The following is a 12,569-nucleotide window of genomic DNA, read 5'->3' as shown; positions in this document are numbered from 1 at the left end:
GACCCCGCTCCACAGAATCGGCAGCGTCATCCGCCAACACCGGCACGACGCCACCCCAAGGAGCAAGACTTTATGAGGCCCCCATTTCCCTTCGCGCTGGCTGCCTGCGGCCTGTTCTTATCGGCCGCATCGCCCGCTTGGGCGCAGGACCTGCAGGCGTACGGGCAGGTGCGCTTGACCGTCAACCACGTCAAGACCGGCAATGCGGGCTCGGTGACGGAAGAGCGCGACAACGCATCGCGCCTGGGCTTTCGGGGCAAGGAGGACCTGGGCGACGGCATGGCCGCCCTGTTCGGTGTGGAGATGGGGCTGGACGCGGACACCGGAGCCGCCACCACGCCCGCCTACCGCAACAGCTATGTGGCTTTGCGCGGCGGCCTGGGAACGGTGGCGCTGGGCCGGCTGGATTCCGCCAATCCGACCGGGTCGCCCCTGTATTCGCAGGTCACGCGCATCACCTCGTTCGCCGCCAACGACGCCGGGGCCACGGCCGTCGGCACGTCCATTCTCAACGCACGCAACCGCACCTCGAACGCGGTGGGCTACCAGAGCCCCACGTGGGGCGGCGTCAACGTGCGGGCCCGCTATTACCTGCGCGGCGACACCCGGACGCCGGATCAGGAAAACGGCGCCAAGTCGCTCGACCTGGGGCTGAACTACGCGGCCGGGCCCTGGTCGGCGGGCATCGGCTACGGCCGGGACACGCGCCCGGGCGGCCTGCTGGCCAACGAGTTTTCGAGCAAGTGGCAGGTGGGGGTGCGCTACGACTTCGGTGCCATCGAGCCCTATGTGCTGCTGGGCCGCGATGCGTATGCGAAGGCCTCGGCCACCGCGCGCACCGATGTGGACTACTGGCTGGTGGGCAGCCGGTTCTCCGCCGGCCCGCACGCGCTGGTGGTCAACGTGATGCAGCGGGACGTGCAGGCCTCCGTGCGGGGCCTTCGCAAGCGCCAGCAGGTGGCGTATACGTATGCGCTGTCCAAGCGCACGGAGTTGCAGGCGTTCATCGACCGCGACGGAATCGATTCGAGCCGCAGCAATGTGGCGGTGCGCGCCGTGGGCGCAGGAGTGCGACATGATTTCTAAGGCAAGCTGTGCGGCCCTGCGGGCCTTCTTTTCGCGCCCCGTTGCCGGGAGCCGGGTCCGGCCGTTGCTGGCGGCCGGGCTGGCGGGCCTGGCGCTGTGGGGAGGCGGCACCCAAGCGGCGCCGGCCGCCGAGTTTCCCGACAAACCGGTGCGCATCGTGATTCCGTTCCCGGCGGGGGCCGCGGCCGACACGGCCATGCGGGTGGTGGCGCGCAAGATGTCGGAGCAGTGGCGCCAGCCGGTCATCATCGACAACCGGCCCGGGGCGGCCGGCTTCCAGGCGGTCGCATCGGCACCGCCCGACGGCCACACCCTGCTGATGGGGGCGGGCTCGGGCATGGTGACGGCACCGCTGCTGTCCAGCAAGCTCACGTACAACCCGTCGCGCGACTTCGTGCCCGTGGGGCGGGTGGTGGTCAACGTGCCCATCCTCACCACGCACCCGAGCCTGAAGGTCCGCACGGTGCAGGAACTCATCGCGCTGGCCCGCAAGGACCCGGGTGCGCTCAACTACAGCACCAGCGGCAACGGCAGCCCGGGGCACCTGTCGATGGAGTTGTTCCAGGCCGCCACGGGCACGCGCATGGTGCAGATCCCGTACAAGGGGGGTGGCCCGGCGGTGAACGAGCTGGCGGGCGGGTACGTGCAGCTGGGCATCAACGCCGTTCCCAGCGTGGCGGCGCAGATCAAGGCCGGCAAGCTCGTGCCGCTGGCGGTGGCCAGCGCCAAGCGGTCGCGCGCTTTCCCCGAAGTGCCGACCATGGCCGAGGCCGGTTTGAAGAACTTCGAATACGACATCTGGTATGCGCTGTTCGCCCCCGCGGGCACGCCGGCGGATCGGGTGCAGAACATCAGCAAGGTGCTCGGCGCAGCGCTGAACGACGCCGAGGTGACCGCCCTGCTCGTGGCGCAGGGGGCCGAGCCGGCACCCACCACGCCGCAGGAGCTGGCGCGCTTCATGCAGGAAGACACGGCCCGCTGGGCCAAGCTGGTCAAGGACCGCAACCTCAAACTCGACTGAGGCGAGCCGTCCATGAACACGATGACGATTCCGTCGGCGGACGCCGCCACCAGCGCCGCCAACGCCAACGCCGCAGCCAGCGGCGTGACCCGGCACACCTGCTGGGTCCCCATGCGCGACGGGGTGCGCCTGGCCACCGACGTGTACCTGCCGGCCCCCGGCGCCGGCCCGCTGCCGGTGTTGCTGGAGCGCACGCCCTACGGCAAGGATGCCGAAACCCGGCGCGAGCGCACGGCGGCCGACCCCACGCCGATGCGGCGCGGCGAAGTGGCCGAGCGGTTCGCACGGGAGGGCTACGCGGTGGTGGTGCAGGACTGCCGCGGCCGCTTCGGCTCCGAAGGGCAGTTCACCAAGTACCTGGGCGAGGCCCACGACGGCGCCGACACCATGGCGTGGATCACGGCGCAGCCCTGGTGCAACGGCGCGGTGGGCACCTACGGGCTGTCGTATGCCGCCCATACCCAGACCGCGCTGGCCAGCCAGCGGCCGGCGGGGCTCAAGGCGATGTTCCTCGAATGCGGCGGCTTCGCCAACGCCTACCGCGGCGGCATCCGCCATGGGGGCGCGTTCGAGATGAAGCAGGCGGTCTGGGCGCTGCGCAATGCCCTCAGCGGCAGCAACCGCATCAGCGAATCGGCACGCCAGGCGCTGGAGCAGGCTGACATCGGCGAATGGTTCCAGCGCCTTCCCTGGACGCGGGGCGACTCGCCCCTGCAGTGGGCGCCCGAGTACGAAGACTATCTTTTCGGGCAATGGGAGCGCGGCCGCTTCGACGACCACTGGCGCCAGCCCGAGCTGTATGCGGCAGGGCACTACGCCGCGTTCGAGGGCGTGGCCGTGCTGCTGATGTGCGGCTGGTGGGACCCGTACGCCCAGACCACCACCGACAACTATCTGGGCCTGTCGCAGCGCTCGCACGGCGACGTGCGCATGGTGCTGGGCCCCTGGACCCACGGCGAGCGCAGCGTGCCGTACGCGGGCGATGTGGACTTCGGGCCCGACGCGGTGCTCGACGGCACGCTGGCACCCGACTATGTGCAGATGCGGCTCGCCTGGTTCAACCACTGGCTGCGCGGACAACCCCTGCCCGAGGGGGAGGCCGATGCCGTGCGCTACTTCCGCATGGGCGGGGGATCGGGGCGGCGCACGCCCGAAGGCCGGCTCGATCACGGCGGGGCCTGGCGCCGTGCCGCCGACTGGCCTCTGCCGGGCACCACCCTGGCGCCGTGGTACCTCGCGCCGGGCGGGCTGCTGACCCGGGCCGTGCCGGAGCGGGCGGATGAGGCGACCTTCCGCTTCGACCCCGCGAACCCCGTGCCCACCATCGGCGGCTCGGTCACCTCCGGGGAGCCCCTGATGGTGGCCGGCGCCTACGACCAGTGCACGCATGGCGGCGTGTTCGGCGCGCGGGCGCCGTTCGGGCCGCTGGCCGGACGGGACGACGTGCTGGTGTTCCAGACGCCGCCGCTCGAGTGCGACGTGGAGGTCACCGGCCCCGTGGTGATCGAGCTGTGGGTTTCGTCCACGGCACCCGACACCGACTTCACGGCCAAGCTGATCGACCAGTACCCGCCGAGCGAAGACCATCCCGAGGGGTATGCGATGAACCTGACCGACGGCATCCTGCGCTGCCGCTACCGCGACTCGTGGGAGCACCCCGGACTGATGGTGCCCGGGGAGGCCGTGCAGATCACGATCGAGCCCATGCCCACGTCCAACCTGTTCCGCCGGGGCCACCGGATCCGGCTCGACATTTCGAGCAGCAACTTTCCGCGGTTCGACGTCAATCCCAACACCGGTGCGCCCGAGGGAAGCGCGGGGCCCCGGGTGGTGGCGTTCAACACCGTGCACATGGGGCCGGGGCGCGCGTCCCGCGTGGTGTTGCCGATGCAGGCCGTGGGTGGGGCGCCTGCCGCGGGGGGCGGCACGGGCGGATGACGCTGGCCCGGCTGGGGGCGAAGGCGCTGTAGGGGAGAATGGCCGCCCGCCTTGACCATGGCAACGCGGGCCCTCTATGCTTGCCGTGCGAGCGCCTGCCGCGCGGCCGGGTGCCCTCCCGCCGTCCTGCGAAGAAGGCCGGCGCGTCGCCCGCAGTTCCCAAAGGCCACCCCGAAGAGAAAGCACCGCGCTCCCATGTCCTCTTTCCCCCCTGGCGACGCCCCGGCACCCCCCCTCCCGCACCCGCACACCTCCGTTTCCCCTTCCTTGCCCCCCGCCGCCGGCCCGCACCTGCAGCCGCGCGAGGTGACGCTGCTCAAGATCGGCCTGCGCGACTTCTCCCAGCTGGCCGCCCAGTTGCCGCCCGACCAGTCCCTGGCCTGGGTGGAGCGCATCCTGGCCTGCCTGCACGGCGTGCTGGCGCGCTACGGCGCCGAGGTGGACCACCTCACCGGCGATGCCGGGACGGTGGTTTTCGGGCTGGGGGCGCCCGCCGATGCGCCGGGCGCCGATCCGGCCAGGAGCGGTGGCCCTGACGACGACGTGCACCGCGCCGCCATGTGCGCCCTGGCCCTGCAGATGGCCACGCGCGATCTCAACGACGCCTTCCTACAAGACCGCCTGCCGTCCATCTACCTGGGCATCGGCATCGCCTGCGGCCCGGCCCTGGTGGGGGGCTTCGGCGGTGCGCCGGGCGTGCGCCAGTCGCCCGTGCTCTTGGGCGACGTGGTGGTCGAGGCCCAGCAACTGCGCACCTTCGCCCTGCGCGGGCAGGTGCTGGTCAGCGAGGCCGTGTACCAGCGCTGCTGGAGCATGGCCTCGGTGGCCCCGCCCATGCAGGTCTTCGTGAAAGGGCGCGATGAGCCGCTGTCCATGCGCGAACTGGTGGCGGTGCCCAGCCGCAAGCTCAAGGTGCCGCGCCAGGAGTTTCGCCGCAGCCACCGCGTGGAGGCGCGCCTGCCGTGCAGCTGGCAACTGGTGCAGGACGGCATGGTCATGCCCCATGCCGTGCCCTGCATCCTGCGCGACATGGGCTACCACGGCGCGCTGCTGGAGCTGAACGGCACCGTGCCGCTGCATGGCGAGCTGCGCCTGGCCTTCGACCTGCCGTTGGTGCACTACCCGGCCCGGGACGTGTACGCCCGTGTGGTCACTCTCAAGCCGGTGGGCGATCAGGTGCTGGCGGGGGTGGAGTTCACCGCAACCAGCGCGGAGTTCGATGCGCGCGTGCGGCGGTTCGTGCAGGGGATGGTGGCGGGTTGAGGGAGATCGCGCTTTCTTGGGCTGACCTTTGGGCTTTTTGAAACGAAGCTTTCTTCAGTGCGCCGCCAAGCAAACTGCGCTTTGCAGGACATTATTTCGCATTGAGGCGAATGCGGTTTTCCAAGCTCTGCATGATGGTTTGACCTATCTTGGTTATGAGCGTATGGACAACTCTCGCATAGCAAATAAGCACCGGCCGTCAGTCAATTTGGCATCCTCGAATTGGGAGCCGAAAGATGCCAAAAAATCAATTGGAAGCGGCTCATCGAATTCTCAGCAGTCAGATTTGACTTTGGGCGGTCTTCCAGGCTTTGTTGCACAAATCGCGATGCTGATGCCCGTAGACTGACTGCGTGACAGAGACGAAGAACAGGCAGCGGAGCAAGTACCGCACGACGAACTGGAAGGCGTACAACGCGGCGCTGAAAGCGCGAGGCTCGTTGACGATGTGGCTAGTGTCCTGTCCCGTTAATTCGCAGGCACGATAGCTGCATGGTTTCGGGCCATCCTTGAGGTGCCGCCATGCCCAATGCAACGACCCGAACAGAAATTGCGCTTAGTGAAGTGGAGCGCGCGGAACTGACGTCCATGGCGCGATCACGTTCGCTGCCAGCGGCGTTGTCGCTCAGGGCGCGCATCGTGCTGACTTGCGAAGGCACAGATAAAGCCAGCACCGCGGTTGCGCAGGCTCTGGGGATCAGTCGTAGCACTGTCACCAAGTGGCGCGGGCGCTATGCGCGCCATCGCATTGCAGGGCTTTACGACGAGTTGCGCCCGGGTCGCCCCCGCACGGTAGATGACGAGCGTGTTGCTGAGTTGATTACCAAGACGTTGCACACCAAGCCTGCTGATGGGGGTACCCACTGGAGCACCCGCACGCTGGCCGCCGATACGGGCATCAGCAAGAGCACGGTGGCGCGCTATCTGCAGACCTTCAACCTCAAGCCGCACCGGGCCGACAGCTTCAAGCTGTCGACCGATCCGCTGTTCATCGAGAAGCTGCGCGACGTTGTGGGGCTGTACCTGAACCCACCTGACAACGCGCTGGTGCTGTGCGTGGACGAGAAGAGCCAATGCCAAGCTTTGGAGCGTACGCAGCCGATGCTGCCAATGGGGTTTGGCTATGTCGAAGGTGTCACGCACGACTACGTGCGCCACGGCACCACCACCTTGTTCGCGGCCCTGAACGTGATGAATGGCCAAGTGATCGCGCAGTGCCGGCCCCGGCATCGTCATCAAGAGTTCCTTGCCTTCCTGCGCGCCATCGACAAGGCAGTGCCCGACGAACTGGATGTGCACTGCATAGCTGATAACTACGCCAGCCACAAGCATCCAAAGGTGCGCGCTTGGTTGGCCGAGCGGCCTCGCTGGCACATGCACTTCGTTCCGACCTATTCAAGCTGGCTCAATCAGGTCGAGCGCTTCTTCTCGATCATCACCACGCGGGCAATCCGCCGTGGCTCGTTCACCAGCGTGAAGGATCTGATCAACAAGATCGACACATTCATCGCGAATTACAACCAGTCCTGCCAGCCGTTTACTTGGACAGCTACAGCAGACTCCATCCTCGAAAAACTCGCCAGACTATGCGGGCGAATTAACGGGACAGGACACTAGATGAGGGCATGCAGTGGTTTGGCACGCCGACCGGCAGGCGTGGACGCAGCCGAACCTTCTCGGACGCAGCAATCCAGTTCTGCCTGAGCATCAAGTGCCTGTTCGGCCAGCCCTTGCGACAGGCGCTGGGCATGGTGCAGAGCCTGCTGCGGCTGGCAAAGCTGGACTGGCCGGTACCTGACTTCAGCACTGTTTGCCGGCGCCAAAAGACCTTGCAGGTCGAACTGAGCTACCAGCGAACCAACTCGCCGCTGCAGTTGCTGGTGGACAGCACCGGCATCAAGTTCCTGGGCGAAGGAGAGTGGAAACGCAAGAAGCATGGTGCTGAATACCGGCGCGAATGGCGCAAGGTCCATCTGGGCATCGACGCGCAGACGCTGGAAATACGCGCCATCGAGGTGACCAGCAACGCCATTGGGGATGCGCCGATGTTGCCCGGGTTGCTGGCTCAGATTCCCACTGACGAATCCATCGAAAGCGTCAGTGCCGATGGCGCCTACGACACGCGCGCCTGCCTGGACGCCATTGCCGAGCGGCACGCGATGGCGGTGATCCCGCCCCGCAAGAACGCCAGCCATTGGAAGAAGTCGAGTCCGGGCTCGGCGCATCGTAATGAGGCCATTCGGGCGTGCCAGCGCCTGGGTCGCGGCATTTGGAAGAAGTGGAGCGGCTACCACCGGCGCAGCCTTGTGGAGACGAAGATGCACTGCTTCAAGCGACTGGGCGAACGGGTGATCGCGCGCACGTTCGACCGCCAGGTTGTGGAGCTGCATGTCCGCGTGGCCTTGCTCAATCGGTTCAGTCAGATCGGCCGTCCTCACACCGTGTCGGTGACTGCTGTGGCATAGGTCCGTCTGGGGTTGGGGTCATGCCGTCTGCAATTCGATTTGTGCAACAGCGCCCTATTCCGGAAGTTCTCATTTTGCCGATGAGGGCTTAAAAATCATCCAAAGCGGATGACCCGACGTCATGGCTGTTTGGCGTAGACGAGGATCAATGTTTGAACTTTGGCATCACCGAACTGGCTTTGGGTCATATCTCCATTTGTTCAGCCAGCCCCACCAAGCTCTCCGCATGCCAGTCGTTCCCCGCCTGCGGTGACACATCCTTGGGCCTCGTCCTTCCAAACTCCCAAGGCCGCTCGATGTACGCCGTCCGCAGCCCGCATTCCCGCGCCGCCGCCAGGTCCTCGTGGTGGGCCGCCACCATCATCACCTGCCCCGGCGCCAGGTCGAACGTGCGGGTCACGCCCTGGTACACCGAGGGATCGGGCTTGTACGCGCGGAACACCTCGGCGCTCAGGATGCAGTCCCAGGGCAGGCCGGCGCGCTTGGCCATGTTCGTCAGCAGCCCGATGTTGCCATTGGAGAGCGTGGTGATCGTGTAGCGGCGCTTCAGGCGCTGCAGGCCCTCAACGCTGTCGGTCCAGGGGTCGAGCCGGTGCCACACGCGGTTCAGGTGCTGGCGCTCGGCCTCGGTCAGGTGCTGCAGGCCGAAGCGGGGCAGCAGGCCGTCCAGGATCAGGCGGTGCAGTTCGTCGATGCGGGTCCAGCCCAGTTCGCCGCTGCGCACGCGCTGCATGGCGGGCTGGTACCCCTCGCGCCAGGCCAGCGCGAAGGCGTCGGCGTCCACGTGCGGGTAGAGGGCCTGCACCTCGCGCACGATGCTGCCGTGCCAGTCCACCACGGTGCCGAAGATGTCGAAGGCCAGCACGCGCACGCCGTGCCAGGGTTGGTCGTTCATGGGGGCTCCTTGGAGGGGATGGATGCGAGGCGGCTCACCGGAGGGGCAGGCCGATGCAGCCGCAGCATAGCGGGGTGTGGGGCGATGCCCCCGGGCCTGCGGAGCACTGCGGGGCGTGATATGGTCTCCGGCCTGCGGGTTAACCCTGATCCGCCCCGCCGGCCATTTCTTCATGACCACGCCTTCCATTCCCTCCCCATCCCCCGACGCCCTGGCGGCCACACCTTCTCCCGCCGCCCCCGCCAGGGACGATCGCACGCTGCTGCGCGCCGTGCTGGCGCTGGGCCTGGGCGGGTTTTCCATCGGCACCGGCGAGTTCGTCATCATGGGCCTGCTACCCGAGGTGGCGCGCGACATCGGCGTGAGCATCCCGCAGGCGGGCCATGTCATCAGCGCCTACGCGCTGGGCGTGGTGATCGGCGCGCCGGTGCTGGCCGTGCTGGCGGCGGGCTGGGGCCGGCGGGCGTTGCTGATCGCGCTGATGGGGGTGTATGCGCTGGGCAATTTCGCCTCGGCGATGGCGCCCGGGTATCTGTCGCTGAACGTGCTGCGCTTCGTGACGGGGCTGCCGCACGGCACGTATTTCGGCGTCGCGGCGCTGGTGGCGGCGTCGCTCGCGCCGCCGGGACGGCGCGCCCACGCGGTGGGGCTGGTGATGCTCGGGCTGACCGGGGCCACCCTGCTGGGGGTGCCGATCGCGGCGTGGCTGGGGCAGGTGTTCGGCTGGCGCGCGGCGTTCGTCTTCGTAGGGCTGATCGCGGTGGCGGCCATGGCCATGGTGCGCCGGGGCGTGCCCTACCAGCCGCCGGCCGAAGGTGCCAGCCCCTGGCGCGAGCTGGGCGCCCTGCGGCGCAAGCAGGTCTGGCTCACGCTGGGCATCGGGGCGATCGGCTTCGGCGGCATGTTCTCGGTGTTCAGCTACATCAAGCCCACGCTGACCGAGGTGGCCGGGCTGCCGCTGGCCGGCGTGCCGCTGGTGCTGGCGCTGTTCGGCGCGGGCATGGTGGCGGGCAACCTGGTGGGCGCACGCCTGGCGGACAAGTCGCTGATGCGCACGATCGGCGGGCTGCTGCTGTGGTCCATCGTGGTGCTGGGCGGCTTTGTGTTCGCGGCGCACCATGTGGTGACGGCGGCCGCGGCGACGTTCCTGCTGGGCACGATCGTCGCCATCGGCCCGGCACTGCAGATCCGGCTGATGGACGTAGCCGGCGAGGCGCAGACCCTGGCCGCGGCCCTCAACCACTCGGCCTTCAACTGCGCCAACGCGCTGGGCGCCTGGCTGGGCGGCGTGGCGATCACGGCCGGGCTGGGCTGGACCTCCACCGGCTGGGTGGGCGTGCTGCTGGCGCTGGGCGGGCTGGCGGTGTTCGGGTGGTCTCTGGCGGCGGACCGCGCCGGGCGCGCGGCGGGCTGAGGCCCTCAGAATGTGCCCAATGCCTTTTGGGAGATCGCTCCAACCCGAAGGGCCAGCGCCTTTTCGGGCGTTGTGCGGCGTTGCGGCGCTGGCCAATAGCCCGCGCTATTGGCGGCGCACCGCGCCTTGCATCCCCTCCCGAAAAGACACTGGCGCGACTCCAAAAAGACATGGAACACGTTCTCAGGCCACGGGCGCGGCGCGGGAGCGCCGCCAGTGGCCGATGCCCGACATCACCATCACGCAGCACACGATCCATGCCCCGCCGGTGAGCCAGCCGGCGAGCACATCGCTGGCAAAGTGCACCTGCAGCACCACGCGGCTCCAGCCCACGGTGAACACGGTGGCCACCGCCAGCAGCACGGCCGGCAGGTGCCAGCGTGCGGGCAGCAGGCGCAGCGCCAGATAGACCAGCATGCCGTAGGCCACCAGCGAGCTGCTGCTGTGCCCGCTCGGAAAGCTGAAGCCGTCGGCCATGGCGATCTCGTGCGTGTGCACCGGCCGCACGCGTTCGAAGGTGTGCTTGAAGCCGCGCGTGAGCAGCCCGTTGCCGGCCAGTGCCGCCGTCCAGCCCAGGGCCAGCAGGCGGTAGCGGCGCAGCCAGAGGGCGGCGGCCACCGCCACGGCCAGCACCGTCAGCACGGCGGTGTCGCCGGCGTGGGTCAGGTTCGCGAACAGGGTGAGCGTGGCCACGCTGGCGGTGGCGCGCAGCGTGGCGGCCAGGGTGTCGTCGAACAGCGCCCACGCGGTGGGCGCGGCCCATTCCGCGGCGATGGCGGCCAGCGCCTGCGCGCACGCCAGCAGCAGCAGGGCAGCCACGCACAGGGTGGCCAGTAGCCGCGCGCTGGCGTTTTGCGGCGCGCCCCAGCGCTCGGCCCAGGGGGCGACCCACCGGGCCCCGTGCGTGTGCAGCGGCCCGTTGGCCGCCCAGGCCGCAGCGGCGGCCACCAACGCGATGACCAGGCCCCCGGTCCAGACGGTCAGGGGGTGCGATCCGGCCCACAGGGCCATGGCCTGGACGTCCATCATGCGCGCGCCTCCGGCGGGGCGGGCCGCGGGTTCGGGCGTGGCTGCGCAGGGCGGGCAGGGCAGGGATGGCGGCGGGGCAGTGGCATGGATCGCGCAGCAAGGGAGTGGATCAGGGCGGCAATGGTGGCAGGCGCGTGGCGAGCGGCCAATCCCATTTCCTGGCGATCCGTCGGGGTTTGCGGGCGGCGCCGAGGCGTGTCGGCCATGGCTGACAAGGGGTGCGCCTGCCTGCCGATGCCCCCCTGCCCGGGCCGTGTGCAGAATCGGGCGTCCTGCGGTGCGGGCACCGCCCCCCGAGCCCGATCGGATCCAGCCCTGCGCAGGGTGATACTCCCCTCGAAAGCCTTCCCGACATGCCATCCAACGACCTGCCAGCGTCCATGCCAAAGGGCCGTGGCCCGATCCATCTGGTGGTGCCCCACCGGCCCGGTGCCGACCATGGCCAGCTGCGAGCCCGCCTCGAGGGCCTGGCACCCCTGCAAAGCAACGCTGTGCAATGGCACGTGCCCGCGCAGCGCGCCGGCATCGTCCAGGCGGCCGAAGAGGCCGCGCTCGCCGCCCAGGCCGACGGCGGCCTGGTGGTGGCCGCGGGCGGGGACGGCACCATCAACGCCGTGGCCACCGCCGCCTGGAAGCACCAGGTGCGCATGGGCGTCATTCCGGTGGGCACCTTCAACTATTTCGCGCGCGAGCAGAGCCTGTCGCTCGACCCCGAGCAGGCGGCCAACGACATCCTGGCCGCCATGGACTCGGGCGACGCACGGCCGGTGAGCGTGGGCTTCGTCAACGACCGCATGTTCCTCGTCAACGCCAGCGTGGGGCTGTACCCGCGCCTGCTGGAGGAGCGCGAGCTGGCCTCGCGCCGCTTCGGCCGCTCGCGCTGGGTGGCCATCGTGTCGGCGGTGTGGAGCTTCTTCCGTCCGGCCTCGGCGCGCCGCTGGCGCGTGGCGCTGCGCCAGCACCGGGTGGCCGATCCCACGCGCGAAGAGTTCTTCGCCTCCACGTTGTTCGTCGGCAACAACCCCCTGCAACTGGAACGCCTGGGCATTCCGCAGGCCCAGGACGTGGCCGACGGCGACCGCCTGGCGGTGCTGCTGCTCAAGCCCCAGAGCCGCGCTGCCACCGCGCGCACCGTGTGGAATGCCGCCGTGGGCCAACTGGCGCGCGACGAGGCCGTCATCAGCCTGGCCTGCGCCGAGATGGTCGTGGAGCCCACTTGGCGGCCGCACCGCGTGAAGGTGGCCTTCGACGGCGAGCGCGAATGGATGGCGCCTCCGCTGCGTTTTCGGGTGGAAGAGCGCCCGCTGTGGCTGGTGGCCCCCACCGCCACGGCGCGCGACGACGATCCCGCCGCCGAGGGTGCCGTGCCCGTGGCCGCTCCGCCCCCCACCGCCGTCCCGGAGGGCGCCCCGGTGGCCGTGCCCGGCCTGGCGACCGGCTGAGCCGCCCGCCCCGAAG

At 69.2% G+C, this 12,569-nt stretch carries 10 protein-coding genes and 2 pseudogenes; 10 read left to right on the top strand and 2 right to left on the bottom strand.

Going from position 1 to position 12,569, the window contains the following annotated elements:
• Positions 1 to 72: 72 nt before the first annotated feature.
• From M5C96_RS18965 to M5C96_RS18930, 8 genes and pseudogenes are all read left to right on the top strand, one after another.
• The gene (locus M5C96_RS18965; RefSeq protein ID WP_272564686.1) at positions 73 to 1,086 is read left to right on the top strand and encodes a porin; all 1,014 of its coding nucleotides are present in this window, start codon (positions 73 to 75) and stop codon (positions 1,084 to 1,086) included.
• Complete coding sequence (locus tag M5C96_RS18960; RefSeq protein ID WP_272564685.1) at positions 1,076 to 2,107, top strand: Bug family tripartite tricarboxylate transporter substrate binding protein; 1,032 nt, start codon at positions 1,076 to 1,078, stop codon at positions 2,105 to 2,107. Before M5C96_RS18965 ends, M5C96_RS18960 begins: the two co-directional genes overlap by 11 nt.
• Before the next feature lie 21 nt (positions 2,108 to 2,128).
• A complete protein-coding gene (locus tag M5C96_RS18955; protein WP_272569780.1) occupies positions 2,129 to 4,045 on the top strand; it encodes a CocE/NonD family hydrolase in 1,917 nt (638 codons plus the stop codon).
• 267 nt (positions 4,046 to 4,312) lie between these two features.
• Positions 4,313 to 5,308, top strand: coding sequence for an adenylate/guanylate cyclase domain-containing protein (locus tag M5C96_RS18950; protein ID WP_272564684.1), 996 nt, complete (start codon positions 4,313 to 4,315; stop codon positions 5,306 to 5,308).
• A gap of 28 nt (positions 5,309 to 5,336) precedes the next feature.
• Positions 5,337 to 5,657 (top strand): hypothetical protein, encoded by a 321-nt coding sequence (locus tag M5C96_RS18945; RefSeq protein ID WP_272564683.1) that lies wholly within the window; start codon positions 5,337 to 5,339, stop codon positions 5,655 to 5,657.
• A 4-nt stretch (positions 5,658 to 5,661) separates the two neighbouring features.
• Positions 5,662 to 5,763 (top strand): annotated as a pseudogene (locus M5C96_RS18940) (IS5/IS1182 family transposase); the annotation flags it as partial.
• Positions 5,764 to 5,830: 67 nt separating this feature from the next.
• Complete coding sequence (locus M5C96_RS18935; protein WP_272563777.1) at positions 5,831 to 6,925, top strand: IS630 family transposase; 1,095 nt, start codon at positions 5,831 to 5,833, stop codon at positions 6,923 to 6,925.
• Positions 6,922 to 7,773, top strand: a pseudogene (locus M5C96_RS18930) (IS5 family transposase); the annotation flags it as partial. The gene M5C96_RS18935 and the pseudogene M5C96_RS18930, both read left to right, overlap by 4 nt.
• 184 nt (positions 7,774 to 7,957) lie before the next feature.
• On the opposite strand, the gene M5C96_RS18925 reads toward M5C96_RS18930, so the two are convergent.
• Complete coding sequence (locus tag M5C96_RS18925) at positions 7,958 to 8,668, bottom strand: haloacid dehalogenase type II (protein WP_272564681.1); 711 nt, start codon at positions 8,666 to 8,668, stop codon at positions 7,958 to 7,960.
• A gap of 172 nt (positions 8,669 to 8,840) precedes the next feature.
• Between M5C96_RS18925 and M5C96_RS18920 the strand changes: the two genes are divergently transcribed.
• On the top strand, positions 8,841 to 10,082 hold the full coding sequence (locus M5C96_RS18920) for an MFS transporter (RefSeq protein WP_272564680.1): 1,242 nt from the start codon (positions 8,841 to 8,843) through the stop codon (positions 10,080 to 10,082).
• A 183-nt stretch (positions 10,083 to 10,265) separates the two neighbouring features.
• Here the strand turns inward: M5C96_RS18920 and M5C96_RS18915 are convergent, their stop codons facing one another.
• Complete coding sequence (locus M5C96_RS18915) at positions 10,266 to 11,111, bottom strand: phosphatase PAP2 family protein (protein ID WP_272564679.1); 846 nt, start codon at positions 11,109 to 11,111, stop codon at positions 10,266 to 10,268.
• Between the two features lie 353 nt (positions 11,112 to 11,464).
• Between M5C96_RS18915 and M5C96_RS18910 the strand changes: the two genes are divergently transcribed.
• Positions 11,465 to 12,553 (top strand): diacylglycerol/lipid kinase family protein, encoded by a 1,089-nt coding sequence (locus tag M5C96_RS18910; RefSeq protein ID WP_272564678.1) that lies wholly within the window; start codon positions 11,465 to 11,467, stop codon positions 12,551 to 12,553.
• Positions 12,554 to 12,569: the final 16 nt, after the last annotated feature.

Source organism: Acidovorax sp. GBBC 1281 (assembly GCF_028473645.1).
Classification (GTDB): Bacteria; Pseudomonadota; Gammaproteobacteria; order Burkholderiales; family Burkholderiaceae_C; genus Paracidovorax.
The sequence above is the reverse complement of the archived record's forward strand: the minus strand, read 5'-3'. Positions and strand labels throughout refer to the sequence as shown.

Bases quoted from the DNA above. Each gene is read 5' to 3' on its own strand.
- M5C96_RS18915 (WP_272564679.1), bottom strand. From the start codon at position 11,111: ATGATGGACGTCCAGGCCATGGCCCTGTGGGCCGGATCGCACCCCCTG.
- M5C96_RS18960 (WP_272564685.1), top strand. From the start codon at position 1,076: ATGATTTCTAAGGCAAGCTGTGCGGCCCTGCGGGCCTTCTTTTCGCGC.
- M5C96_RS18925 (WP_272564681.1), bottom strand. From the start codon at position 8,668: ATGAACGACCAACCCTGGCACGGCGTGCGCGTGCTGGCCTTCGACATC.
- M5C96_RS18955 (WP_272569780.1), top strand. From the start codon at position 2,129: ATGACGATTCCGTCGGCGGACGCCGCCACCAGCGCCGCCAACGCCAAC.
- M5C96_RS18910 (WP_272564678.1), top strand. From the start codon at position 11,465: ATGCCATCCAACGACCTGCCAGCGTCCATGCCAAAGGGCCGTGGCCCG.
- M5C96_RS18920 (WP_272564680.1), top strand. From the start codon at position 8,841: ATGACCACGCCTTCCATTCCCTCCCCATCCCCCGACGCCCTGGCGGCC.
- M5C96_RS18965 (WP_272564686.1), top strand. From the start codon at position 73: ATGAGGCCCCCATTTCCCTTCGCGCTGGCTGCCTGCGGCCTGTTCTTA.
- M5C96_RS18935 (WP_272563777.1), top strand. From the start codon at position 5,831: ATGCCCAATGCAACGACCCGAACAGAAATTGCGCTTAGTGAAGTGGAG.